This is a genomic window from Nocardia sp. Marseille-Q1738, assembly GCF_965283145.1.
Genome location: NZ_CBDIMS010000001.1, coordinates 206,556 through 230,508, shown reverse-complemented (window position 1 = coordinate 230,508; position 23,953 = coordinate 206,556). Strand labels below are relative to the sequence as shown.

The 23,953-nt window shown below is 62.1% G+C and carries 23 protein-coding genes and 1 riboswitch; of the genes, 12 read left to right on the top strand and 11 right to left on the bottom strand.

All coding sequences use genetic code 11. The features are described 5' to 3' along the window. Positions 1 to 40 precede the first annotated feature (40 nt). The 3 genes from ACWPXK_RS01135 to ACWPXK_RS01125 are packed head-to-tail and all read left to right on the top strand — an operon-like array spanning position 41 to position 4,598. Positions 41 to 3,394, top strand: a complete 3,354-nt coding sequence (locus ACWPXK_RS01135) for an error-prone DNA polymerase (protein ID WP_454194156.1) — start codon at positions 41 to 43, stop codon at positions 3,392 to 3,394. A gap of 30 nt (positions 3,395 to 3,424) precedes the next feature. Next, on the top strand, positions 3,425 to 4,411 hold the full coding sequence (locus tag ACWPXK_RS01130) for a DUF4349 domain-containing protein (protein ID WP_454194155.1): 987 nt from the start codon (positions 3,425 to 3,427) through the stop codon (positions 4,409 to 4,411). Then, positions 4,368 to 4,598, top strand: a complete 231-nt coding sequence (locus ACWPXK_RS01125; RefSeq protein ID WP_454194154.1) for a DUF167 domain-containing protein — start codon at positions 4,368 to 4,370, stop codon at positions 4,596 to 4,598. The genes ACWPXK_RS01130 and ACWPXK_RS01125 overlap by 44 nt, the downstream gene beginning before the upstream one ends. A gap of 77 nt (positions 4,599 to 4,675) precedes the next feature. Here ACWPXK_RS01125 and ACWPXK_RS01120 read toward each other — a convergent pair whose 3' ends face one another. Next, positions 4,676 to 5,140, bottom strand: coding sequence for a tRNA (cytidine(34)-2'-O)-methyltransferase (locus tag ACWPXK_RS01120; protein WP_454194153.1), 465 nt, complete (start codon positions 5,138 to 5,140; stop codon positions 4,676 to 4,678). Between the two features lie 23 nt (positions 5,141 to 5,163). Between ACWPXK_RS01120 and ACWPXK_RS01115 the strand changes: the two genes are divergently transcribed. The 3 genes from ACWPXK_RS01115 to ACWPXK_RS01105 all read left to right on the top strand — a co-directional run bounded on the left by ACWPXK_RS01115 (position 5,164) and on the right by ACWPXK_RS01105 (position 8,475). Further along, positions 5,164 to 6,858 (top strand): recombinase family protein, encoded by a 1,695-nt coding sequence (locus tag ACWPXK_RS01115; protein WP_454194152.1) that lies wholly within the window; start codon positions 5,164 to 5,166, stop codon positions 6,856 to 6,858. A gap of 91 nt (positions 6,859 to 6,949) precedes the next feature. Then, the gene (locus tag ACWPXK_RS01110) at positions 6,950 to 7,183 is read left to right on the top strand and encodes a hypothetical protein (protein WP_454194151.1); all 234 of its coding nucleotides are present in this window, start codon (positions 6,950 to 6,952) and stop codon (positions 7,181 to 7,183) included. A gap of 1,136 nt (positions 7,184 to 8,319) precedes the next feature. Then, on the top strand, positions 8,320 to 8,475 hold the full coding sequence (locus ACWPXK_RS01105; RefSeq protein ID WP_454194150.1) for a hypothetical protein: 156 nt from the start codon (positions 8,320 to 8,322) through the stop codon (positions 8,473 to 8,475). 26 nt (positions 8,476 to 8,501) lie between these two features. Here the strand turns inward: ACWPXK_RS01105 and ACWPXK_RS01100 are convergent, their stop codons facing one another. The 3 genes from ACWPXK_RS01100 to ACWPXK_RS01090 are packed head-to-tail and all read right to left on the bottom strand — an operon-like array spanning position 8,502 to position 10,163. Continuing rightward, a complete protein-coding gene (locus tag ACWPXK_RS01100; protein WP_454194149.1) occupies positions 8,502 to 9,338 on the bottom strand; it encodes a helix-turn-helix domain-containing protein in 837 nt (278 codons plus the stop codon). After that, positions 9,335 to 9,829 (bottom strand): DUF6879 family protein, encoded by a 495-nt coding sequence (locus tag ACWPXK_RS01095; protein ID WP_454195388.1) that lies wholly within the window; start codon positions 9,827 to 9,829, stop codon positions 9,335 to 9,337. Before ACWPXK_RS01095 ends, ACWPXK_RS01100 begins: the two co-directional genes overlap by 4 nt. Beyond that, the gene (locus tag ACWPXK_RS01090) at positions 9,810 to 10,163 is read right to left on the bottom strand and encodes a hypothetical protein (RefSeq protein WP_454194148.1); all 354 of its coding nucleotides are present in this window, start codon (positions 10,161 to 10,163) and stop codon (positions 9,810 to 9,812) included. The genes ACWPXK_RS01095 and ACWPXK_RS01090 overlap by 20 nt, the downstream gene beginning before the upstream one ends. 655 nt (positions 10,164 to 10,818) lie before the next feature. On the opposite strand from ACWPXK_RS01090, the gene ACWPXK_RS01085 reads away from it, so the two are divergent. The 5 genes from ACWPXK_RS01085 (at position 10,819) to ACWPXK_RS01065 (ending at position 18,977) form a co-directional block, all read left to right on the top strand. Continuing rightward, entirely contained in the window at positions 10,819 to 11,283 is a 465-nt protein-coding gene (locus ACWPXK_RS01085) for a hypothetical protein (protein WP_454194147.1), read from the top strand. 602 nt (positions 11,284 to 11,885) lie between these two features. Next, positions 11,886 to 12,110 (top strand): hypothetical protein, encoded by a 225-nt coding sequence (locus tag ACWPXK_RS01080; RefSeq protein ID WP_454194146.1) that lies wholly within the window; start codon positions 11,886 to 11,888, stop codon positions 12,108 to 12,110. A 580-nt stretch (positions 12,111 to 12,690) separates the two neighbouring features. After that, positions 12,691 to 13,602, top strand: a complete 912-nt coding sequence (locus ACWPXK_RS01075) for a hypothetical protein (protein ID WP_454194145.1) — start codon at positions 12,691 to 12,693, stop codon at positions 13,600 to 13,602. A 372-nt stretch (positions 13,603 to 13,974) separates the two neighbouring features. Then, positions 13,975 to 14,265, top strand: coding sequence for a hypothetical protein (locus ACWPXK_RS01070; protein WP_454194144.1), 291 nt, complete (start codon positions 13,975 to 13,977; stop codon positions 14,263 to 14,265). A 2-nt stretch (positions 14,266 to 14,267) separates the two neighbouring features. Beyond that, positions 14,268 to 18,977, top strand: coding sequence for a tape measure protein (locus ACWPXK_RS01065; protein WP_454195387.1), 4,710 nt, complete (start codon positions 14,268 to 14,270; stop codon positions 18,975 to 18,977). Positions 18,978 to 19,007: 30 nt separating this feature from the next. Here the strand turns inward: ACWPXK_RS01065 and ACWPXK_RS01060 are convergent, their stop codons facing one another. The 4 genes from ACWPXK_RS01060 to ACWPXK_RS01045 form a co-directional block, all read right to left on the bottom strand. Then, positions 19,008 to 19,466 carry a hypothetical protein gene (locus tag ACWPXK_RS01060; protein ID WP_454194143.1) on the bottom strand — a complete coding sequence of 153 codons (459 nt, stop codon included), beginning with the start codon at positions 19,464 to 19,466 and terminating at the stop codon, positions 19,008 to 19,010. A gap of 26 nt (positions 19,467 to 19,492) precedes the next feature. Further along, positions 19,493 to 19,876 (bottom strand): helix-turn-helix transcriptional regulator, encoded by a 384-nt coding sequence (locus ACWPXK_RS01055; protein ID WP_454195386.1) that lies wholly within the window; start codon positions 19,874 to 19,876, stop codon positions 19,493 to 19,495. Positions 19,877 to 20,092: 216 nt separating this feature from the next. Next, positions 20,093 to 20,260: a hypothetical protein gene (locus ACWPXK_RS01050; RefSeq protein WP_454194142.1), complete on the bottom strand. Its 168-nt coding sequence runs from the start codon at positions 20,258 to 20,260 to the stop codon at positions 20,093 to 20,095. A gap of 46 nt (positions 20,261 to 20,306) precedes the next feature. Continuing rightward, positions 20,307 to 20,531 carry a hypothetical protein gene (locus tag ACWPXK_RS01045; protein ID WP_454194141.1) on the bottom strand — a complete coding sequence of 75 codons (225 nt, stop codon included), beginning with the start codon at positions 20,529 to 20,531 and terminating at the stop codon, positions 20,307 to 20,309. A 459-nt stretch (positions 20,532 to 20,990) separates the two neighbouring features. On the opposite strand from ACWPXK_RS01045, the gene ACWPXK_RS01040 reads away from it, so the two are divergent. Beyond that, a complete protein-coding gene (locus ACWPXK_RS01040; RefSeq protein WP_454195385.1) occupies positions 20,991 to 21,227 on the top strand; it encodes a DUF3017 domain-containing protein in 237 nt (78 codons plus the stop codon). A gap of 256 nt (positions 21,228 to 21,483) precedes the next feature. Here ACWPXK_RS01040 and metX read toward each other — a convergent pair whose 3' ends face one another. The 3 genes from metX to ACWPXK_RS01025 form a co-directional block, all read right to left on the bottom strand. Further along, a complete protein-coding gene (metX, locus tag ACWPXK_RS01035) occupies positions 21,484 to 22,641 on the bottom strand; it encodes a homoserine O-acetyltransferase MetX (protein WP_454194140.1) in 1,158 nt (385 codons plus the stop codon). Continuing rightward, positions 22,638 to 22,793 (bottom strand): hypothetical protein, encoded by a 156-nt coding sequence (locus tag ACWPXK_RS01030; protein ID WP_454194139.1) that lies wholly within the window; start codon positions 22,791 to 22,793, stop codon positions 22,638 to 22,640. The genes metX and ACWPXK_RS01030 overlap by 4 nt, the downstream gene beginning before the upstream one ends. Positions 22,794 to 23,083: 290 nt before the next feature. Next, positions 23,084 to 23,194, bottom strand: a riboswitch (SAM riboswitch). A gap of 52 nt (positions 23,195 to 23,246) precedes the next feature. After that, entirely contained in the window at positions 23,247 to 23,951 is a 705-nt protein-coding gene (locus ACWPXK_RS01025; RefSeq protein WP_454194138.1) for a TetR family transcriptional regulator, read from the bottom strand. Positions 23,952 to 23,953: the final 2 nt, after the last annotated feature.

Below are 23,953 nucleotides of genomic sequence, written 5' to 3'. Positions count from 1 at the left end.
CTTTCTTCGAATGTATGTTCGAGAAAGAGGAGGTGATGTCGTGGGCTGGGGCAACGGTCCGCCGAGTTGGGCGGAGATGGAACGGGTGCTGTCCGGACGGCCGAGTCCGGACGCGGTGTACCCCGGCGACGGCGGCGACAGCCCGGCGTGGTCGCGCAAGCGGGCGGAGTACCGGCCCGAGCCGGTGCGGCGCGCCGGCGAACCGTCGGTGCCGTACGCGGAGCTGCACGCACATTCGGCCTACAGCTTCCTGGACGGGGCGAGCCATCCGGAGGAACTGGTGGAGGAGGCGGTGCGGCTCGGCCTCGAGGCGATCGCGCTCACCGACCACGACGGCTTCTACGGCACCGTCCGCTTCGCCGAGGCCGCCAAGGAATGGGGAATGCCCACGGTCTTCGGTGCCGAACTGTCGCTCGGTGGGCCGGCCGAACCGCGCGTTCCCGGCACCGAACGCGGACACGCCGCCGCCCCCGATTCGGCGCCACGCACCGGTGCGCCGGACCCGGCCGGGACGCACTTGCTGGTACTGGCCCGTGGTCAGGAGGGCTACCGCAGGCTCTCCCGGGAGATCGCCGCCGCGCACATGGCCGCGGGGGAGAAGGGCATCCTGCGCTATGACTTGGACACGCTCATGGCTGCTTCGGATGGGCACTGGCACATCCTGACCGGCTGCCGAAAGGGACACCTCCGCCGAGCGCTCGAGCTCGACTTGCGCACGGGCAACACTCGTCTGGAGCACGCGGAGGCCGCGCTGCGCGAGTTGACCGACCGCTTCGGCGCCGACCGGGTGAGCGTGGAACTCACCCACTACGGCATCCCCGAGGACGATGAGCGCAACGCCCACCTCATCGCCCTCGCCGAGCGTCTGGGCCTCCCCGTGCTCGCCACCACGGGCGCGCACTTCGCCGCACCGAGCCAGCGCCGCCGCGCCATGGCGCTCGCGGCGATCCGGGCCAGGCAGAGCCTGGACGAGATCGCGGGCTGGCTGGCCCCTGCGGGCGGCGCGCACCTGCGGTCCGGGGCGGAGATGGCGCGATTGTTCGCCGACTGTCCGCAGGCGGTGGCGAACGCGGCGGCGCTGGCTCGGGAATGCGCTTTCGACCTGAAGCTGATCGCCCCGAAACTGCCGCCGTTCGACGTGCCCGCCGGCCACGACGAGCAGTCCTGGTTGCGCGAACTCACCATGACCGGCGCAGCAGAGCGTTATGGAAATCCGAAGCAGAACCCACAGGCGTATAAGCAGATCGAGCATGAACTCGCGGTGATCAACGCCTTGCGGTTCCCCGGCTACTTCCTGGTGGTGCACGACATCGTCAGCTTCTGCAAGGACAACGACATCCTCTGCCAGGGTCGCGGTTCGGCGGCCAACTCCGCGGTCTGCTACGCGATCGGCATCACCAATGTCGATCCGGTGCGTAACCAACTGCTGTTCGAGCGTTTTCTCTCCCCGGAGCGCGACGGCCCGCCGGATATCGACGTCGACATCGAATCCGACCGCCGCGAAGAGGCGATCCAGCACGTCTACCGCAAGTACGGCCGCGAGTACGCCGCACAGGTGGCCAACGTGATCACCTATCGCGGCAAGTCCGCGGTGCGCGATGCCGCACGGGCGCTGGGGTTTTCGCCCGGCCAGCAGGACGCGTGGAGCAAGCAGGTGAGCCGCTGGACCGGCGTCGGCGCCGAGACGAACACCGACATCCCCGCCGAAGTGCTCGAGCTGGCCGCCGATATCGAGGGGCTGCCGCGGCATCTCGGCATCCATTCCGGTGGCATGGTGATCTGCGACCGGCCGATCGCCGACGTCTGCCCGGTGGAGTGGGCGCGCATGCCCGGCCGCAGCGTCCTGCAGTGGGACAAGGACGATTGCGCCGCCATCGACCTGGTGAAGTTCGACATGCTCGGTCTCGGCATGCTCTCCGCGCTGCACTACATGATCGACCTGGTGCGCGAACACAAAGGCGAGACCGTCGAGTTGCACGAACTCGATCTGGCCGAGCCCGAGGTGTACGAGATGCTGTCGCGCGCGGATTCGGTGGGCGTTTTCCAGGTCGAGTCGCGGGCGCAGATGGCCACACTGCCCCGGCTGAGACCGCGCAGTTTCTATGACCTCGTGGTCGAGGTGGCGCTGATCCGTCCCGGTCCCATCCAGGGCGGCTCGGTGCACCCATACATCCGCAGGCGCAACGGGGCCGAGGACGTCGTCTACGACCATCCGGCACTGAAGAAAGCGCTGGAACGCACGCTCGGTGTGCCGTTGTTCCAGGAGCAGCTCATGCAGATGGCCGTCGACGTCGCCGGATTCACCGCCGTCGAGGCCGATCAGCTGCGCCGCGCGATGGGTTCGAAACGTTCCCCGGAACGCATGGAGCGGCTCAGGGAACGGCTCTACCGGGGCATGCGCGAGCGGCACGGCATCACCGGCGAGGTCGCCGACCGGATCTACGAGAAGCTCTACGCTTTCGCGAATTTCGGTTTCCCGGAAAGTCATTCGCAGAGTTTCGCCTCGATCGTGTTCTACTCGGCGTGGTTCAAGTTGCACCATCCCGCCGCGTTCCTGGCGGGCTTGCTGCGCGCCCAGCCGATGGGCTTCTACTCCCCGCAGTCGCTGGTCGCCGACGCGCGCAGGCACGGCGTCGCGGTGCACGGCCCCGACGTCAACGCCAGCCGCGCCGAGCCCACCCTCGAGGCGAAGGGCACCGAGGTGCGCCTCGGTCTGGCCGCGGTCCGCCAGATCGGCGACGACCTCGCCGAACGCATCGTCGCCGCTAGGGGCGAGCGGCCCTACACCTCTTTCCTCGATCTGACCGGACGGGTGGAACTCACTGTCGCCCAAGCGGAATCGCTCGCCACCGCGGGTGCGCTCGGCAGTCTGGGCGCCACCCGCCGTGAAGCATTGTGGGCGGCGGGCGCCGCCGCGGGCGAGCGTCCGGATCGTCTGCCCGGGACCGGCGCGGCCACCACCGCGCCCGTCCTGCCCGGGATGAGCGATCTGGAAATGGCCGCCGCCGACGTGTGGGCCACGGGCGTCTCCCCGAGCAGCTATCCGACCCAGTTCCTGCGCCCGCGGCTGGACGCCCTCGGCGTCATCCCGGCTTCCGGTTTGCTCGCCGTGCCCGACGGCTCGCGCGTTCTGGTGGGCGGCGCGGTGACGCACCGGCAGCGTCCCGCCACCGCGGAGGGCGTCACGTTCCTCAACCTGGAGGACGAAACCGGCATGGTGAACATCGTCTGCTCGGTAGGTCTGTGGAGTCGGTACCGCCGCCTGGCCCAAGGCGCGACGGCCCTGCTCATCCGTGGCCGGGTGCAGAATGCCGAGGGCGCGGTGAGCGTCGTCGCCGAGCACCTGCAACGCCTGGATCTGCGGATGGGATCCAAGTCGCGCGACTTCCGTTGAGCGCGTGGCGTAACGGCTACTGTGCCAGGCATGAGGAAGCTTGCTGTGCTCTGCGTCGGCGTGCTGGGGTTGATTTTGCTCGCCGGCTGCGGTGACGACGACGAAGCGACACCCGGGCTGGATCGATCGTCATCGATAGCCACCGGTCCCGCCCCTGCGGTGGTGCCTCCCGGATTCCGGGAGCAGGCGCCGCCGAAGCGGGACAACTCGGGCGGCGAACCGATGACCGCGCGCAAAGAAGTCGTCACCGGCAGCGTCGAGATCACCGCCGACGCACCGATCGCCGCGGCGGGCGCGGTCATCGATCGGGTGCGCGAGGCCGGTGGCCGGGTGGACAGCCGCACCGAACAGCCCGGCACCGACGACTCCGAGCCGAGCGCCACGCTCATCGTCCGGCTGCCCGCCGACAAGACCGACGCGTTCATCGCGGGACTCGGCGGCGTCGGCCAGGTCACCAGGGTCAGCACCAACCGCGACGACGTCACCATGCAGTGGGAGGACCTGGACGCCAGGATCAAGGCATTGCAGACTTCGGTCGACCGGCTGCGCGCGCTCATCGCCGGCGCCACCACCACGTCCGACCTGATCGCCGCCGAGCAGGCGCTCTCCAGCCGCCAAGGCGAGCTGGACAGTCTCACCGCGCAGAAGCGGCGCTTGGACGACCAGGTCGCCTTGTCCACGCTGACCATCGACATCACCACCGACGAAAAGAAGTCCGACGACGACGCCGACAGCTTCTGGGACGGCATCGTCTCCGGCTGGAACTCGCTGGTGGATTGGCTTCAGGAAGCGGTCGTGTTCAGCGGCAAGGCGATTCCGTGGCTCGGCTTCCTCGCGGTGCTGGCCGCGCTGCTGTGGGCCGTCGTGCGGCTGGTGCGGCGCGGGAAGACCGCGCCGCGTGCGGAAGAATCGGCACCGGACTCGACCAGCGCCGCTTCTTCGGAAGGCGCGGAAACCAGCGCGGGAGACAAGCGTGCCGACGGTAGTAAGGGCGACGATCAAGCCGAACAGCCGTAAGGGTCCGCTGGTGGAAACCCTCGACGATGGCAGCCTGCAACTGTACGTGCGGGCCCCCGCAGTCGAGGGCAAAGCCAACAAAGCGGCCATCGAGCTCCTCGCCGAGCACTACGGGGTGCCCAAGTCCGCGGTCCGGCTCGCTGCCGGGGCAACCTCGCGCTTCAAACGCTTCGAGATCGACATCTGAAGCCACGAATTCGAGAATCAGTACTCCAGTTCGGCCCAGGGGGAATGTAGATCGGGAACGGGAAGTCGATCGGCGGGCTAGACCCCGCCGGGGAATCCGAGTTGGCGCCAGGCCTCGTAGACGGTTACCGCCGCCGCGTTGGAGAGGTTCATCGAGCGGCGGCCGGGGAGCATCGGGATGCGCAGCCGGTCGGTGATGTGTGGGTCCGACAGCACCTCCTCCGGCAGGCCGGTGGGTTCGGTCCCGAACAGCAACACGTCGTTCTCGCGGTACGCCACGTCGGTGAACCGGGTGGTGGCCTGCGTGGTGAACGCGTAGACCCGCTCCGGGCGCAACGCCTCCCACGCCGCCGCCAGATTCGCGTGCACCGTCACCGACGCCAGATCGTGGTAGTCCAACCCGGCCCTGCGCAACTTCGGCTCGGACAGATCGAACCCCAACGGCTCGATCAGATGCAGATGACACCCGGTTCCCGCGGCCAACCGGATCGCGTTGCCGGTATTCGGCGGAATGCACGGCTCATGGAACATCAGATTTAGCACAACAGGAAGGTACCCTCTCGATCATGGCTGGACCTGGGAAAACAAGCCTACGTGTGTTGGGCAGGCTCCGCCTGTCCCGGTCCACGGAGGAATCAACCTCTATCGAACGCCAGCGCGAAGTCATCCAGCAGTGGGCGGACGTGCACGGGCACCAAGTAATCGGTTGGGCCGAAGACATTGACGTGTCTGGAGCTGTGAGCCCTTTCGAGGCTCCCCAACTAGGGGAGTGGCTGAACGACCGTCACCCCGAATGGGACGTACTTGCTGCCTGGAAGCTCGACCGGCTAGGCCGGAACGCAATCCAGCTAAACAGCCTGTTCGGCTGGTGCTTGGAGCATGACAAGACCTTGGTCTCTTGTTCGGAGTCCATCGACCTAAGCAACTGGGCAGGGCGGATGCTGGCAAATGTTATCGCCGGTCTCGCCGAGGGTGAGCTAGAAGCCATCAAAGAGCGGTCGAGGGCCTCTCGTCGCAAACTCCGCAACGTGGCACGGTGGCCGGGCGGCAAGCCACCGTTCGGCTACCGCACCGTTGCTCGTGCGGACGGCTCTGGTTGGGGGTTGGAAATAGACCCTGTTGCTTACGGATTGATCCGGCGAATTGTTGAGGAAGTCATAGAAGGAAAGTCGTTCACACAGGTGGCTGCGGACCTGAACGCCGAGGGCTATCTAACGCCGTCGCAGTATCATCGGGCAGTGAACCAGGGGCATCACGTGTTGCTCCGATCTGAGCTCCCCCGGGGCTTGGATGTCAACCCGAAGCCCAACAAGGCTCGGGTGAGAAAGATTCGTACACAGAATCCCTGGACCCAAACACCTGTCCGAAACATGCTCAAGAGTCTGGCGCTACGGGGCTACGCCCATCACGAAGGGGAGTTGATCCGGGACGACTCCGGTATGCCGGTCCAGTTTGCGGAACCGATTGTCTCCCTTGATGAATGGGAATTACTTCAGGCAGAGATGCGGAGACGCAAAGACGAACGAATCTCCCGCCGACAGAAGAAGCTGAGCCCTCTCGCCGGGGTCCTGTTCTGTCTCAAGTGCGGTCTCGTACTGCACCACACTCGCAAAGTAGCCCGGGGTATCGAGTACCGGTACTACCGATGCGAGAACAAAGACACAAAGGACATTCGAGCAGAGTTCATAGAAGAACTCGTAGAACAGAATGTCTTAGACGAGATCGGCAACGTCCAGATCCTTGAGCGGGTCTGGGTGCCAGGTGACTCCAAGGAAGCAGAGCTACGAGAATCAATTACCGCCGTCGATGAGCTGACCACGGCTCTCAGTCGAGCCACGTCAGCGACTGCCCGAGAGCGGATTCAGAAACAGATCAGTGCTGTAGACGCACGTATAGCCGAATTAGAGCAAGCTCCCGTCCGTGAGGCTCGATGGGAGTATCGGCCGAATGGCGGAACGTATCGGGAAGCTTGGGAGTCCAATGATACTGACGGCAAGCGAGAGCTTTTGAAGCGCTCTGGCATCACCGTACGTGCAAGCTTCTCAACCTTTGAAGGTAAGAAGTCTAGTGGCTGGTTTGAGCACGAAATTCTGTTTCCTGCTGAACTCATGCCGAACCTGGGATATCCAAAAGACAACCCTGATCGATCCGATGGCATGTACCCATGGGTCAAGCTCGGACCTTCAATGATGGCAGTCACGTTCAATCGTCGCAAAGAGATTCCGGACGAATTGCGGATACCGCAACATGGAGTGAGTTAAGGCTGCATTGTCTATTTTCGTCGCACCGGGCTTGCGGCACCCGGTGTGTAGGTCTCAGCAGATATCAGAAGAAAAACAACACGGAGTGAACATGAATTTTGAGGTACACCACCCGTACTTTCTGCTCGCCGGATTCAACGATGACGGAGTGTTCGTCGTCTTCCGGAGTACGGTGGTGAGGCTGGACAGCGATTTGTACGCTCCGGTCCAGGAATTCTTGGAGAAGCACGAACACGAGCTGATTTCCATGAAGACGTACGAGAGTCAGGATTGGATGGGCAACGAAATGGAATTGACTACCTATCGGATCCTCGGAACCGAGTAGACCAGAACCAGAGAATGAACCTGAAGGCGGAGCCTGACCCTAACAGGCTCCGCCTTCGGGCAAGTAGAGGGTACACCATGAACAGACCTGTACTGCGTAGGTACTGGGATAACCGACGCGGCCACACCGCTTACAAGTTATCCATTGACGGTACAAGTAAGTACCTCTTGTTTACCGCTGAGACCTTGGCGGATCTCCAGAACCAAATAAACGAAGCCTTGAAAGGCAATGACAGCAGTGACCGAAGCGAGTAATAAGACCGTCCTCCCAATTATTGTTTGGGATCAGGCTTACAATAGGACTCCAACACGGACAGCGGACGGTAAACTTCTGCCCCGAACCGTCATGAACGCCATTCGTACCTACATGAACAACACGACGTTGACCGGGTGGGTTAAGCAAGAGACGCTTGCCGAGGCAACCGGCCTCGACCTGCGAACTGTGAAGCGGCACATTGCGGCCAACGTCCAGGCCGGATGGTTGAAGGTCACGGAACGCGGCAATTCTGGCGGACGTGCGAATGCCTATGAGCTGACGTTCCCCCAGAAGAGGACACGTATGTCCCCTTCCTTGGCTCAGGTGACACAGATGTCCTCCGAAAGGGGACACGTACGTCCCCTAAATGGGGACGCAGATGTCACACCTACTACTGATAGAACTACTCCTAAGAGTAGTTCTTTAACTACTATAAAGGAGGGGGACACAGATGTCCCCTTATCCGGCGAAGGGTCCAAGGAGAGCCCGGAGACGGCATCGGATGTTTCGGCGTCCTCAACCGTCACCGCCGACGACGGAACCGAACAGGGACCGGCGACGGATGTATCTCAACCCGTCACCGCAGAGGGAAGCGCAGCGACCGGAGATGCGTACCCGGTAGCTGCGGATTGGGATCCATTCTCATCGTCGCCGGATTCAACCTCCGTCGACACCGTTACGTCTATCAACCCGCTCTATGAACCAGCGGAAGCGGACGAGTGGCCGCCCCGCCGGACAGAGCCGCGAACGTCTAACAGACGTGCGTTCGGGGAACTCTACGAATAGCTTGCCCATCCTGAACCGCAGAGCCGTCTAGGTGCCCAGTATGCCTAGACGGCTTTTCGGCGTTCTAGGACCATTCAGCCGGGTAGAATGACCCGGTGACAACAGACGAGCAGTACGCGGATATCATGAGCGAATTCGTGAAGCTCCATTCTTCACTGGGCGGTATCCGGCAGGCGGCTACGTCTACGCTCGATGACGTCCGCTTCAAGCTCGAAGAGATTCTGAACCGGCTTACCCATACTCAGGCATAGGCCGATAGGCGTTGGCCCGCCTACGGCTATCTAGACCGCGTTTCGAGTGCCTTGCGGATCAGTGCCCGTGCTGCCTCGCCAGTTGCAGATTGCCTAGCGAGGATATCGAACGCGCGACCGTATTGGGCTATCTCTCGCGGCTGGGTAATCGTCAGCTTGGCGGTACTTCCCTCTTCAGTGACTAGCCGGTTGTCGTACATGACGAAGTTGTTGAACAACACGCGAGCTTCAGCGGTCATAGGAATAATCCCGAATGTCACTCGGGGCAGGCTCCCGGCGGACAGCAACCGGTCGAGTTGTCCGACCATGACCTGGTCATCGCCTACCGTGGTGTAGAGCGCTTGTTCTCCAATCAGGAAATGAAACCGGTGATCTCGGCGGTACAAAACTTGTTGCCGCTCCATTCGTGCGGCTACCGCTTGCTCTACGTCGTCGGGTAGTTGGTAGAACTGGGCTACCCATCTGATCATTGCTTCGGCGTATTCCGGTGTTTGCAGTAGCCCGGTCACGATATGCGGCTGATAGTTGCGAATCAGCCGGGATTCAGCCTCGAGTCTGAGGGTTTTCTGTTGACCGGACTTGATTCCTGTACCGAGATGCCTACGCCACTCGACATAGGCACTATCGATGTTGTGGACAGCGGCTAGAAGGTCTTCTAGCTGGTCTTCCGCCCCTGAGTGTTTGCAGTACGCGCGGACATCTGCGTCCGAGGCCCGGAGCTTTCCGTACTCGATTTTGGAAACTTTGGACTCGTGCCAGCCCTCACGACGGGAAAGCTCCCGGCCGGTTATTCCGGCGCGTCTCCGGATTTCCCGAAGACGCTTTCCGAGAGCTTCCCGCGCTTCCTGAACCGAACTGCTCACGGGTGGGTCATCACCCGTGCATATTCGGCATACGGAGTCCCGATAGACCAGAGTCGGTCTCTTTCGCTCTCGCAGTAGGACACGATACGGGGGTCGGTGGTAACTCCTACTCGACCGACCGCCCTACCTTCGTGGTCGAAAAGCGGGTATGCAACTAGTTCGTTGTCGATAAGCCACCAATCATCTGTCGGTGTAGCCCCGGCGAGATGCCGGGGCAGGTACCGGATATTCTCGCCAGCCTCAACGTTCAGCTCCGCAAGCGAGAACAGCCAGCGCTGATAATCGGAGTGAGGCACCGTGACCACGCGGACACGGCGCGTCGTAACACCTCGTGCCGATAGTTCCTGCATGAATTCGTACCAGTCCTGAAACCATCCCCGAAGGTCGAAAGGTTCATTGTTCAAAAAACGCTGTAGAGGTTCCTGTTCGGCGGGTACGCCGTATGAGTCCCGAAGTTCAAGGCGGAATAATTCAGTTCGACACTGACGCAAAAGTTCGCGAGTCTGCCGGAACTCCAAAATAGGTCCTCTCTACTTTCGGCACTTTGATAGCTGCCTCGTAGTCTTCCATCTTCAACTGTGCGAGGGTTTCCGGGTCGGTGACCGGTTCGCCCGACAGGGTGAAGGTTCCCCGGCCGGTATCCGCCATCGGTGCCCCGATGAACGTCCGAGGCTCCACGAAGCCCAACAACAGATGCGGGATTTCGATCGTGCCGACACGGCCGGTCTGCCAGCCGACGAGCAGATACCCGCCGTCGTCGGTGGCGTAGACAGCCGGGCAGTCATCTTTGCCAGATCCACCCTTGCCGAGTAAACGCAAGCACATGGCTTTGCCTCCTGTACATGTGTGTGCAACTCCTTGCCGCACATCAATCATGGTGACCCCTGGGGCGGCAAACTGCACTGAAAGCGTTGGATGTTTGCAAGTTCTTCCAAACTCGTAGACCGGTCTGGTTGCCGGTTCGTAGCGTCAGCCGAGCGAACACTGACGGGCGGTGCCCAACCCAGGGGGTCCGAGATGACAAGAGACCTGACCCAACGTGTCCCTGGCAGCTACGACGTCCCAGAGGGACGGCGGTACGAGCCTCCGCCGCTACTCATGCTCTGGCTGTACGCCGACGCTATGGCCGAGTGGGCCTACAAAGACTCCCCGGGTACGGGTGAAGCGTCCCCGTACCCGGGTGAACCCCAACGGGGCCGGGAGGGGGGCGAGTGACCCCGAACCAACCGCAGGGATGCAATCCGAACTGTGAGCCGTGGATCGGCGTATCCCATTGCGGCCTGTTCACCTTCAGCCAGACGACCGGCGAAGTGTTCTCCGTCAAGTGCCCTTCGATGAATTGCTTCGGGCAGATGGCAAAGCTCGTCAACGGCCGTATGGCTTCACATGATTCGCCTATGGACACCCCGGACGGGCGGAAGTGCCCGTGGATCGGGATCCGGGTTGTGAACGACATGGATGCGAGCCAGCGGGGACAGCGATGAAGCCAGGAGCGCTGGACGTCCATCTGTCCGTGATGCTCCACGGCGTCCGGCTCGACTACGCGGCCAACGCGATGGCCGCTGCTGTGTTCCTGAAAGAGCATCGGGACCGTCACTACGTCGACGCCGCTTCGGTCATCCCCGGTAGCGCTGAGGGGCTTCCCCGCCTCCCTAACGAACGGCTGTACATCGAAGATCCAAGAGGGGTCCGGATGACCGGCAAAGGGGTATCCCCGGCTGTGCGAAAGATGTTGGACGAGTGGAACGCCGAGACTCCCCGGAAGCTCGCCGTAGCCTCTCCGGCCGACGCTCCGACGTACCTGGAGCGGGCCGACGGTACTGCGGACGTCGTGGACGAAGACGGCTTCGTAGAGCAAGGGATAGACGATCTGGACAAGCTGGAAGCGATTCCGGTCCGGCCGACGTCGGTTGTGGACACGGAAATAGAAGGCCCGCGGATTTGAGAACTACTTCTGACCAGGGGAAATGCAAGTCGGCCTCGGGTGGGTCGACCTCCTCATGCCCAGGCAGAGAAGTAACAGCTAGGTAACAGTTTCAGGCCACTTTTCAGCGACCTGGGAAAACACTCCAAAAGTCAGGAGTTGTTACACCCATATACATATAGAGGGGTTTGGGAGAACAGCGCCCCATCTTCCCTTTTGCTTCCAGGGTGAGTCCATCTCTCGTCCGACCCTGGCGGAAAGAGCGCCCGACACAATCAGGCGCTCTTTTTGTTTGTCACGAAAAGGTCTTAAGACACTCGAAAGGAGTGGTCACATGCCCGACTACGACCTAGCTCGGTCGACATGCAGAAACGGCCACCCCGATACACCGGACAGCCGGTATGCGAACGGGGTATGCCGACGCTGCCGCGCCGATCGAAACCAACGTTACTTCGACAGGCAGCGCCAGAAGCTCCGCATGTTCGATTCGATCAATGGGCCCGGAGGCCGAAACCCCGACGCTTTAGTCGGGCTGCTGACTTCCCTGAGCTTGACCGAGTTCGAATCCGAGCGTTCTATTGCTGCCCGCTGACGACTCGACCGCGAAGGAAACCAAACCAACATTGATCAAGTACATGGATTTGCACGGACGCCGGACTAAGCCGACCGAAGACGAGCAACGCGAGATATTCGACTACTGGTTCTCTGGCATGGACTACTACCGTGAGGTCCGCCGCGCTGGCGGCGGTGAAGTCCTGGACCCTGCCGACGCGTTCGAGTTGTTCGCTCGACGCTGGAAGTCGGTTGGCAAGACCGATACATCTCAGCTTCCGCACCCTTGGAACTGAGCAACACGGCGTTATTGCCCTCTATTCGCGATTCTCGCGGACTTTTCCCGTTCTCCCTAGCGCGGAGCAAGGAAACGAATAATCAAAGCCCTACGGCCCTTCAGGGCCTATTTCTGTTTGGGGAGAAGTTCGGATATGAACACCACCAAGAGCAAGGCTCCGGAGAGCCGTGGAACTACCACGGTTGTTCTACCCGCCGTGAACGTGCCTGCGGTCGGCCCAACCGTTTACCTTTGTCCGCTCCGGGGACAGGCAGGCTACGGGGCCGACGAGATCCAGGCCGTCAGGATGTCCGGCTACTGACGCCGGACATGCCCCGACCGGTAAGGGGTGGGCTAGTTACCCCCTAAGCCGACAAAATGTCAGTCCTCAGGCCATACGGGCCTCACATGCGCGGAACCGGGGGAGGGGGCCCCCGACTACCCCTAGATGATTTTCGTGGCCTACAGAGCCATTTAGCGGCCTTTTAGGGCCGGTTATCCATAGACGGATAAGTCAGCAGAACCCAAATCCACGCTTCACGCCCTGCGGTAAACGGGCGGTTGTTCCGCTGACCGATTGAAACAAGAGAGATGGAAATATGATAGACATTGATCGTCGGATCAGTCCGACGCTGAGTAACTACCGAACTATTCCGATGCTCATGGAGGTTTTGGAGGCTGAGCCCGGTTTCAAGGAAGCCGCTGCGGTGTTGGATGAAACCAACACGATGCTTGCGGAGCTGAAGCGGAGACAGGCCGAAACCTCGCCGGGATTCGAGAACGACACTATCCTCGAATACGGGGAGATTCCGGCTTCGTGGCTTGAATCTATCGGGGCGGCCCGTGTCGAGCAGGAGACTATTGCTCTCCAGATTGCAGCCGTCGAAGCGCTTCAGACGCAGGCGACCTATCGCCTGGAGTCAATCGCGGCTATGTCTGCCGATTCTCTTCTGTCCAGTCTTAGCGCGAAAATGGACGCGGTTCTTTCGAAGGTCCGTACTGCTGTCGACGGTTTGGGCGGAGCTTCGACGCCTTTGGAAGCCATCGAGAATGGCGCTACGGATTCGTGGCAGGCATTGACCGCTGCCCGTGGTGAGTACAACCGGCTCCGCGTCGCACAGGAAAAGGTCTATATCACCGCCGGTAACGATGTGTGGCAGCGGGCGAAGGGCCGGAAACGGGACATTCCGAATTCGTCGTACGCGATCATCCGGAATCTTGATGAGGTTTTCCCTCGATTCTCGTCTATGGATGCGGACGCGGGTGCACCGTGGCCGCACGAGACAGACGACTTCCTGATCTGGGCAACACGTAACGGTGCCGAATTGTGGATCCCGTCTATCAACGAGCTGACTTGTCATATGGGCGAGCGTAAGAGCTGGTTTGACAAGAAGACTCGGGAGTTGGCGGAGCGTATTCGTTCGAACGCTGCGGAGGTCTTCGCGGAAATCCAGTCCGGAAGCATCCATCCGCATATTCAAGAGCAGCTCAGGCAATGGGGCTTGCTGTGAATAAACCGGACGACGAACCGCGAAGGTACCCAGTTGTTGTTCCACCGGGTACCGGTCGGCCGAGTTGTGACGATTTGACGCGGGAGCCCGGACGGCTCCCGGCTCGGCTCGTACACGAACACCGGAAACAGATCCAACGTGATAACTACCGATTTTTTAGGCATTTGGGGATATGAGCACAGAAAACAACAGCGAACAGCCGCCGGTCTTGACCGGGCGGGAAAAGGGCGAAGCAGAAGTTAAACGTCGCTGGGGACGCCGCGAGGAAACGGCCGAGCCGGGCACAGGTTCGACTCTGACAGCGCGTCAGCGCGGCCAAGCAGAAGCGGAAAGACGATTCGGGCGAAAGTGAATAGCGGAGAGGGCGTTTCTATGGAATACAAGGAACGCGCTTTTCGGCTATGGACCAATTCTATGGACGCCGGAAGCGTCCGCGAAATGGGCGAAATACTCGACGCCGAAGCGCGTAAAGGTGATTTCTCGATCGTCGCCGGTATGGCGCTCATCTACTTCTCTGCGGTGACCTGGCCTGCGGTACTTGGCCTGTTCGACAGGCACAACATATCGAGGGAATCCGTCTACGACGAGATTCACAAGTCACTCGTAAATCTGGTTACTGATTATCTACGAAGTGATGTAACCCCGGAGGAGGCGGCGTCTTGAGCGTGGAATTAGCCGAAGCTTACGTGTCGCTCGTCATCGAATCGAGCAAGGTTCCGGGGCAAGTAGAGAAAGCGCTGAACAGCGCTCAACCGTCGGCAGATAAGGCCGGTCGCGGTATTGGCTCTCGACTGATGTCCGGCATTGGCGCAACAGCGCGTACGGCTGCCGCTGGTGTCGGTCTCATCGCTGGCGCGGCTATCGGTACCGCGCTCAGCGAAGGCTTTGGGCGTATGGTCGCGATTGACGACGCCAAAGGCAAGCTTGCGGGTCTGGGTCATACCGCTACGGGCGTAGCTACCATCATGGAATCCGCGCTGGCGTCGGTTAAAGGCACAGCGTTCGGACTCGGCGAAGCCGCTACTATCGCGGCTTCCGCTGTGGCTGCTGGTGTCAAGCCCGGTGAAGAGCTGACCAAGTATCTACGTCTTACGGCCGATGCAGCGACTATCGCCGGGTCGTCGCTGGGCGATATGGGGTACATCCTGAATAAGGTTACGACAACCGGCAAGGCGTATACCGATGACCTGAACATGCTTGCCGACCGTGGCATTCCGATTTTCCAGTGGCTTCAGAGGGAATACGGTAAGTCCGCTGAGGGCCTTCAGAAAATGGTCAAGCAGGGCAAGGTCGACGCCGCTACATTCCAAAAGGTCATTGAAGAAAACATCGGCGGTGCGGCACTCCAGAGCGGCAAGACGCTTCGCGGCGCTTACAGTAATATGCGCGCGGCTCTCGGCCGACTGGGTGAGGGTGCTCTAACACCGTTTATGCCATTGATTCAAAACGGCTTGGCTGCGGTTACTCGATGGGCCGACCAGATCACTCCGAAAGTGAAAGAGGTTTCACAGGGAGTAGCGGACGGTCTGTTGGATCTCGGCCGTGCGTTCCAAACGAACGGCGCGTCAGTCGACGGTACAGCGTCGCTTTACGAGAAATTCGGCATCAAATCCAGACAGGCGTACGACAAGCTTTCCGGGTTCGCTCAGCGCGTCCGAGAGGCTGTAGCGGCTTTCCGGACAAGCGATGACGGTAACAGTCTGTCTGCGTTCTGGGAAACTCTGATAGGCGCTGGAGACAAAGTCTCCGGGGGTCTCAAGAAGATGGAGGACTCCGGCGTATCGCTGTCTGACGTCCTCTCCAAACTCGGTGACGCTGGCGGGTCGGTGGGTAAGTCTCTGCTGTCGCTGACCGGCGATACCGGAACGGTGATCGCGACCGGCCTTCGGCTGGTCGGCTCTGCCATGCGGTTCCTTGCCGAACACTCTGGTGTCGCGACAACCGCGATCGTCGGGTTTACGGCGGCTTGGGCCGCGTCGAAGGTGATCCATACCGGCTTTGAGGCGTCGAGGATCGCTCAGGCGATCATGACCCCCGCTCAGATCGCTAGCACGATCGCGATGACCCGTGCGCTTGTGGCGCACAACGACGCATTGAGGGCCTATCTGGTGGCTATGGGCCACGAGGTACCGGCGCAGGCGACAACGCTTCGTGCTCGTATCGCAGCGACCGCCGCACGGATCCGGGAGACGATCGCTACCCAGGCTGCTACGTCGGCTCTGGGCACCTACGCGGCGGCTCAACGGGCCGCTGCTGCGTCGTCCGGTCTCCTGGTCGGCGGAATGCGCCAAGTTGCCGCCGGGGCCGCGTCTGTCGGTGCCAGAGTTCAGGCAACAGCGACAACGGCTCTCGGCGGATTCCGGAGCGCTGCCTCTGGTCTGCTCGGCATGCTGGGCGGGCCGTGGGGTGTCGCGCTCGCCGCTGGCGGTGCGGCGGTCCTGACGTACAAATCATCGGTTGATCAGGCGCGGCGGGTGCATGACGCGCTCTCGTCGGCGGTTGTTCAAGGCGCTAAAGCGCAGAACGCTTTCGTTCAAGCCGTCTCGGAAGCTAACGGCGCACTCGACACAAACGCGTTGGCTTCGGCGACGAAGGTTGTCGAATCGAATCTTGCGGGTATTACCGAAGTAGCCAAAGAGGGTCATTCCGCTTGGTCGTCGTTCTGGAATTCGGCTATCGGCCTGAACGAGAGGCTTGGCGGTTGGACTAACGGCTGGGGCGATAACATGCGCTCCCAGTACGCCGACGTCCAACGCACGATTGAGCAGAACGACACTCTGAAGAATGTCCTTCGGGACATGAAACTGGAGCTGTCCGACCTTGGCCCGATCGTGGCGCAAGGCGGATCCGCTTACGACGATCTGATTCGACGGTTCGAGGCGACCGGCGACGCTGGCGCTGATGTGGTCGCGATGCTGAAGTCTTCGCGACGAGAGTTGCAGGGGTCAGCGGACGCCGTTCGGAATTCGACACCTGGGTTCGGCAGCCTGGCGGCTGCAATCCAAACCTTGGCGAACAACTCCGCTACGGCCGACCAGCGTCTGAGCGCGATGAAGCGCGCTCTAGACGCGCTGAGCGGCAAGCCGATTGAACTCGGCGACGCGATGCAGCGGTTTAACAAAGAGCTTCGCGATACACAGGACCTCGCCAACCAGTTCGACAAGTCGAAGGGGTTTGGTCCTGAGCAACTGATCGCTGCGGACGGCTCGATCAACACGAGGACCGAGAACGGTGACAAGCTCCGGACCAACCTGACTTCTCTCCGAGATTCCATCTTGGAGGTTGCCAAGGCTGGCGGGGATCTTGCTCCGGTGTTCGCGTCGGTCGATGCCGAGTTTACGAAACTCGGTGCACAAACCGGTCTTTCGGCTCAGCAAGTTCGGGACCTTGCCGCTTCTGTCGGGTTGGTTCCCCGCAATGTCGAAATACTCGCCCGGCTGGAGGGAGCCGACAAGGCTACCCAAGACCTGACGGCTATAAAGCTGTTGCTGGAGAACAACCGGCAGGGTGCAACGATCGACACCCGGATTCTCGGAGATAAGGACGTTATTAACCGGCTCCGAGACGCCGGAGCGACGGTCACGGAAGTTACGAACAAGCCTGGCGTTTTCAGGGTCGAATCGCCGGACATGCAGCGGGTTATCGCCGAGTTGCAGCGTCTTATCGACGCAAAGATTCCTGACAAGCGGTTCCGGATCGTTGCGGACTCCCAGACGGCCGAAGCACGACTTAGCCGCTTCGGATCCGCAGAGGTTCAAGGTCCCCTGCCTATCCCCCGCCGTGCAGCGGGCGGGGGGATCTTCGGAGCTGGTGGGCCGACGTCGGACAGCATTCCGGCTCTGCTCTCGTACAACGAACACGTGTGGACCAGTCAAGAGGTCGACGCGGTCGGCGGACACGGCAACATGCGTCAGCTTCGTTCGATCGCTCTTGCGGGTGGGTTGAAGTTCGCTGAAGGCGGTACGCCTTTTGGCATCAACGAGGCCGTGAAAGCGGCTCAGGAAGTCGAGGGGAACACATACGTCTGGGGCGGAGCGGGACCGACTAACTTCGACTGCTCCGGTTTTGTGGGTTGGCTCCAGCAGATCGCTATGGGATTCGGCCGCGTAGCCAAGCGGATCTACACCACCTACACCATTCTGGAAGGCGCTACAGCCGGTCTTAAGCCCGGTCTCGGTCCCAACGGTACGTTATTCCGTGTTGGTGTCTCTCCGGAGCATATGGCGGGCACTATCGGCAGTCTCGCCGTGGAATCCGGCGGCGCTTTCGGTACATCCGGCATCGGTGGCGGACGCGCGAAGGCTGAAGATTCTCAGTTCCCGTACAAGTTCCATCTGCCTAACGAGTTAATCGCTGGTTACAACGCGTCGTTGTCCGGCGGGAAGATCATCGAATGGACCGAAGAGGATGAGCTAGAGCTTTTACAGCTCCAAGAGGCTGTAGAGCAGGCCAAAGAGAAGCGAGACAAGGTCTATTCGGACGAGGACTCTTCGGATTCCGATAAGCGTAAGGCTGACCTCGATATCCGGGTCGCTCAAAACAAGGTCGTCAAGAAGCAAGAGCAGAAAGACAAACAAGGCCAGATCGAAGGCGGAAACCGGTACGCCCCACAGGCTCCCGGTTTGGCGAAGCGGTACAACGACGAAGAGAAATCGTATCTGTCGGCTCTCCAAGCGGTTGAACAGGCGAACCAGCAACGCAATGAGGTCTACGACGATCCGGAATCTACGGATACGGATAAACAGCTCGCGGACCTGGCGTTGCAGGAGGCTATCGACAAGCTTGAATACGGGGATCCTTCGGAGGCTAGCAAGCCGAAGTCGGTTCGTGAGTTCGTAACCTCGTTGGCTTCCAACCTTGTTGGCGTTGGCTTCGACGCGTTCAAAGCTCAGTTGCCGGAGGCGATCAGCGGTTCCCGCTGGTGGGGTATAGCGGATCAGGCTATTGCACTGGCCAACTCCGATGAGAACAAAAGTTCTGATTCGGCTAAGTCGCTGCTGACGGGTCTGCCGTCGTTCGGTATAGACGCATTCTTGGGACAGCTCGGATACAACCCGAAGCGTGAGATTCCGGAGTGGGCGAAGGACCTTCGCCCGCCGAAGGTGTTCGATACCGGCGGCTGGCTGATGCCCGGTGAATCGGCTATCAACCTGTCGAAGACGCCGGAGCCGATCTTCAACTCCCCGCAACAGCTTCGCGACTTCGCCGGTAGTTCTATCCAGGCTCCGGCGAGCGGTGGGCTGACCGAACAGGACGTCGAACGGATTATGCGTATGCGTCCGGTCTACAACATCCACACCCAAGACGTCAGCGGAGCTGTCCAGGCTATCCGGGTTGAACAGAAGCGTCAGACGATGACATTCAGTAGGCGGTAATCATCGGGGGCTCAGGGTAGGCGAACACGGTCACTTGCCGTGTTCGGCCTTCTTCACCGCTGCTCTAAACGCCTTCAACGTCGCCTCGATGCTTTCGCCGAACTCATCAATGAACTCGTCTTCATCCGTTCGGTCGTCATGCACTCCCCTGTGTACCAGCGAGAGTGTGTCGTTGGCCTTCTTGGCGGCATCTTCGAATCCAAGCAACTCCAGCTTGGCTAATGATGCGTGAGCCTGGTGGGAAAGCTGAAGGCGCTCTGTCGGGCTCTCGAACTCACGGGCAAGAATGCGGTTCCCTGCCGTGTACCACTCCGCCGCCGCATCCAAGACCAGATCAGCGCGTCGCTTACGCCGCTCAGCCTTCCTCTGCTCTCCGATGTTCGTCAGCACTCCGCCGAAGGCGATTGCCGCTGCGATGACAGCGAAAATGCCAGCGCCGAGCGTGGCTCGCGGCTGGGTCAAGGTGAAGTCAAGTGCCTCGCAAATCATGGGTCACCAGGCTATCCGGACACTGGCTAGGTGGGCGGGGAAGTCTCGTGTTGGGCTTCTTGCCACGCGAGGACATCTGCCAGACGGTAGCGGCAATGGCCCCCACCGACACGGACACACTTCGGTCCCCGGTTCTCTGATGCCCAGTTGGCAAGTGTCTTCGGGGAAAAACCAAGCATCTCGGAAACTTCGCGCCGAGTCAGGTACGCGCCTGGTTGGTCGATCGTCGGCAACTCTCTCCGGATAGGCCGTTCGCGCCGCGATGGCTGCTCCCGGCGGACGGGCGGCTTAGGCCGGGACTCTGCCCGTTGCTGGCCCACGGCATCCACCGAGCGTTGCAGGTCGTCTAGCTTCTGTTCGATCCTGTCGAGCTGAGCGAATATCTCCGTGAACGGTGAGCAGTCCCGCATATCGGCCACGGGGTGACGCTACCGGCTTGGGACGAAGGCGACAGGCGATAGAGCGCCGGGAACTGTCTGGAGGGGTGAGGTACTGCTACGTATGCGGGTCGCAGTGATGTTTTCCTCTACCGCTTCGGACAGTTGACCCGGCGACTGTGCCATCGGTCTTGGCTAGCTCGTCAGCGTACGAGTCTCCAACGGCCGCAACGAACCTACCAGTAGCGGCTACTCGAATGAGACGTAGATGCTTTCCGGGTCCTGGTAGTCCGTCTGGGGGTAGCTCCCTTCGAACCTGACTACCGCTCGCTTGGATAACCGGTCGTAGTACAGCGAGCGGACGTTGTTGGTCTCGTCATACTCGTGCGGCTCGCCGTGCTTGTCTGTGATTGTCAACTTCACATCGCCGAGTCTGCCAGCAGGGCGGCACGGAAGAACCTGCCTACCCTTTCCGCTTGTTGAGCCAGTTGCCAAGCAAGATCAAGCCAATGCCTATGGCGGAGACAACCGCAGGCAGCGGCACGCCGGTATCGGGGCCGAGCGCGGACAGAGGCGCGACCGTGCGGAGCCCCTTCCCGCATCGGATGCACAGCCGTCCTACCGGGGTCTCTTTACTCTGCGGTTCCTGGTCGCCGGAAGTCGGCGCAACGGTGTCGGTGTTGAACAAGGCCGTAACTCTCCAAGGTTGCGGCTGGCGCTACGGGGAATCGGGCCAGCCTGGGTGGTTGCTGGCCCTAATAGCCTGTGTTGATCGCTCAAGTAGCGACTACGAAGACTCTACATCTAGTGGACGACCGATTCATCCAACACGACATCTAGTAAGTCTAAGGGCACCTGGACCACTGGCCGCTACCGCTCCATCTCCTGGCCAGTTGCCGGGCCACCGGTTGTTGTGCGAAAGTTGATCTACGGCTCGTGGAACATCAGATGGAACACACCGCCAGTCAATCAGCACCGCTCACCGCCCCGTCGCCGGGCTCCGTCGCCTGCGGGATCAGCGGCCTGATCGCTTGATGCAGCACGTGTCTGCAAGAATCGGGGCGTGACCGATGCCGACACGCCTTCCGCTGACCTGCGGGCCGGGCGCCGCAGTTTGGGCGCGGAGTTCTTGCGCTGCCATCTGCCGATGGTGGTCGTCACGCTGGTGATCGTGGTGGCGGTGGTGTTCGTCGCGTCCGATCGGTGGCGGCGCGGGGCTTTCTTCTTCGGTGGGGCGACGTTGCTGGCCGCGGCGTTCCGGCTGTGCCTGCCGACCGCGCGGGTCGGTCTGCTCGCGGTGCGCAGCAAGCCTTTCGACGTGGGCGCGCTGACACTGTTCGGCTCGAGCATCGTTTTCCTGGCGGCCACCATCAATCTCGGCTAGGCGTACCTCCGCCTTCGCTCCGGCCGTGCGCGTTATGCGTACCCCGGCCTTCGCTCCGGCCGTGCGCGTTATGCGTACTCGGCCTTAGCTTCGGCCGTGCGCGTTATGCGTACTCGACCTTAGCTCCGGCCGTGCGCGTTATGTGTACTCCTCCTTCGCCCTGCCCGTGCGCGGGCTGAGGACGGACTGCGTCCGGCAGCGCCGATCAGAAGCAGCAACTCCGGTCAGCGCGAAACACCGTTCGCCGGAAGCTTGTTCAGCGTTCGGGGCGCACACCGGCCCGAGCGAGCCGCATGGTCTCGGTCAGCAGCTTCGACACCGCCGCCGCCTCGGTGAGGAACCCGTCGTGTCCGTCGCGCGAATGCACGACCTCCAGACCGTCGCAGCCGGGCAGCAGATCGGCGAGTTCCTGTTGGGTCCGCAGCGGATACAGGCGGTCGGAGTCGACGCCGCCGACCACGCACGGCACCGGCGTCGCCGCGAGCGCCGCCTCGACGCCGCCGCGGCCGCGGCCGACGTCGTGGCGGTTCATCGCCTCGGTCAGCAGCACGTAGGTCGCCGGGTCGAAGCGTTTGCACAGCTTCTCGGCTTGATGGTCCAGGTAGCTCTGCACCGCGTAGCGGCCGCCGTTCCACGGGTCCTCGTCGCCCTGCGGCTTGTTCTCGAACCGGTGGTCGAGCTCGAACTCGGTGCGGTAGGTCAGATGCGCGATGCGCCGGGCGACGGCCATGCCCGTCAGCGGGGCGCGGCCGGTGTCGTGGTAGTCACCGCCCTGCCAATCGGGATCGGCCTTGATCGCCGCGATCTGCGTGATCTGCGTGCCGATCTGGTCGGCGGTGGCGCGGGCGCCCACCGCGAGCACCAGTGCGGCGGCGACGCGCTCCGGCGCGCCCACCATCCACTCCAGCACGCGCATGCCGCCCATCGACCCGCCGACAACGGCGGCGAGCCGGTCGATGCCGAGCAGGTCCATCAGCGCCGCTTCCGCGGTCACCTGATCACGGATCGAGATCTCCGGAAACCTTGCGCCCCAAGGCTTTCCGTCGGGTGCCGAGCTGGACGGCCCGGTGCTGCCCTTACAGCCGCCGAGCACGTTCGTCGCGATCACGCACCATTCGTCGGTGTCCAGCGGCGCGCCGGGCCCGACCATGCCGTCCCACCAGCCGGGCAGCGGATGGATGGCGTCCGGCTTGCCGACGACGTGCGAGTCGCCGGTGAGCGCATGTTCGACGAGCACGACATTGTCCAGATCCGGGGAAAGTTCACCCCAGCGTTGCACCGCGAGGCGCACGTCCGGAATGACCGCGCCATTCTCCAAGCGCACGCCCCCGATGGGGATGATGCCTAGTTCCCCGTCCGGGGACGGCAGGGTGACAGTGGACGGGCGGACGCTCGATTCGGTATCCACGGTCACGTCGCAGCCGCCACGAAACCGGCGCACAGATCGGCGCGAATGGCCTCGGCGCCCGCGAGGGGGACCGATCGGGGAGTGATTCCGGGGGTCGGCTCCTCCGGCATGAGCTGGGGATGCGTCATCGACGCGGAGTGAATCACGAGAGAACGCACATCGCCGATGGTAGCTACGCGTGCGTACCGGCCCGATCCGGCGGCGAACGTCCTACTCGCCGGTTGCTCTCCGCCTATGGACCAGGGCGCGGAGGACAGGCCTGCGATCATCGGTGCGCCGGTGCCGCCCTCCAACCGCCCGTGGACCTGCGCCGTCGCGAAGGAACACTGCGCCGGTGCGTTCTCGGCCACGGACGCGGTCGATTCACTCATGGTTTGCTCCAAAAGAGGTGTTCGCCGGTACAGCAGGAGTTAACGGTGTGACCAATAGCACATACCGGCGACCTCCTGATGCGCGCTTGCTCCCGGCTCTCGGAAGCCAGGTCATCACCCGGAGCACCCCACCGCTGCTGGAGGGTTGCCGACCAGCGAGCCGGGGCTTGGCGCTGGTGCTCATGACCTGCCGGGCATCATAACCGGCGGGCGGTCAGCGGTCGAAATCCCGCATTGAACTCACTGGTCAGTGCTGGTAGGGGGCACGCAGCACGTGCGCATGAACTCGTCGAAGGTCTCGGTGAAGGCAGCGCGTCCCGCCTGGGCGGCAGTAGCCATGTCCTCATCGTCGACCAGTTCGCCGGTGCACTCCATGCCGACGGTGCCGATCAGTTGCCAGACGCCGAGGATGAGCCGAACGGCACGCGCGTCCGGCTCGGTGCCGAGGCGCTCGGCGAGCACGGCCGCGATCGCGGTGTTCTTGTCGTCGGCGTGCTCGAGACTGCGTGCGCTGACCGAAGGGCTGCTGCGCAGGACTCGCCGCATCTGCTGGTATCGCCGGAACGAGATGGGGTCGGCGCTGTCCGCCGCGGTGGCCTTGTCGACCACGTGCAGGAATGCCTCGCGTAAGGCCGCGAGTTCGTTGCCGGTGCGGGGGAGCCCGCGCAGCGCCGCGGCCACGGCGAGCCCGAAGTCATGCACGGGCCCCAGGATGATGGCCTCTTTGCTGTCGAAATAGCGGTTGATGGTGCGCGGCGAGACGTCCGCGGCGTTGGCGATCTGCTCGATCGTGGTCGCGTCGAAGCCCTGTGCGTCGCACAGATCGAGCGCGACCTCGATGATGCGCAGCCTGGTCTGCTGCTTCTTGCGTTCGCGCAGTCCTGGGGTTGCTGGCGGGCGGCCCTCCGCTGCGCTCGCGCCCATCGGCGCCGATGACTCGAGCATTT

Bases quoted from the DNA above. Each gene is read 5' to 3' on its own strand.
- ACWPXK_RS01115 (WP_454194152.1), top strand. From the start codon at position 5,164: ATGGCTGGACCTGGGAAAACAAGCCTACGTGTGTTGGGCAGGCTCCGC.
- ACWPXK_RS01060 (WP_454194143.1), bottom strand. From the start codon at position 19,466: ATGATTTGCGAGGCACTTGACTTCACCTTGACCCAGCCGCGAGCCACG.
- ACWPXK_RS01110 (WP_454194151.1), top strand. From the start codon at position 6,950: ATGAATTTTGAGGTACACCACCCGTACTTTCTGCTCGCCGGATTCAAC.
- ACWPXK_RS01130 (WP_454194155.1), top strand. From the start codon at position 3,425: ATGAGGAAGCTTGCTGTGCTCTGCGTCGGCGTGCTGGGGTTGATTTTG.
- ACWPXK_RS01025 (WP_454194138.1), bottom strand. From the start codon at position 23,951: ATGCTCGAGTCATCGGCGCCGATGGGCGCGAGCGCAGCGGAGGGCCGC.
- ACWPXK_RS01040 (WP_454195385.1), top strand. From the start codon at position 20,991: ATGGTGGTCGTCACGCTGGTGATCGTGGTGGCGGTGGTGTTCGTCGCG.
- ACWPXK_RS01070 (WP_454194144.1), top strand. From the start codon at position 13,975: ATGGAATACAAGGAACGCGCTTTTCGGCTATGGACCAATTCTATGGAC.
- ACWPXK_RS01085 (WP_454194147.1), top strand. From the start codon at position 10,819: ATGAAGCCAGGAGCGCTGGACGTCCATCTGTCCGTGATGCTCCACGGC.
- ACWPXK_RS01075 (WP_454194145.1), top strand. From the start codon at position 12,691: ATGATAGACATTGATCGTCGGATCAGTCCGACGCTGAGTAACTACCGA.
- ACWPXK_RS01055 (WP_454195386.1), bottom strand. From the start codon at position 19,876: ATGCGGGACTGCTCACCGTTCACGGAGATATTCGCTCAGCTCGACAGG.
- ACWPXK_RS01090 (WP_454194148.1), bottom strand. From the start codon at position 10,163: ATGTGCTTGCGTTTACTCGGCAAGGGTGGATCTGGCAAAGATGACTGC.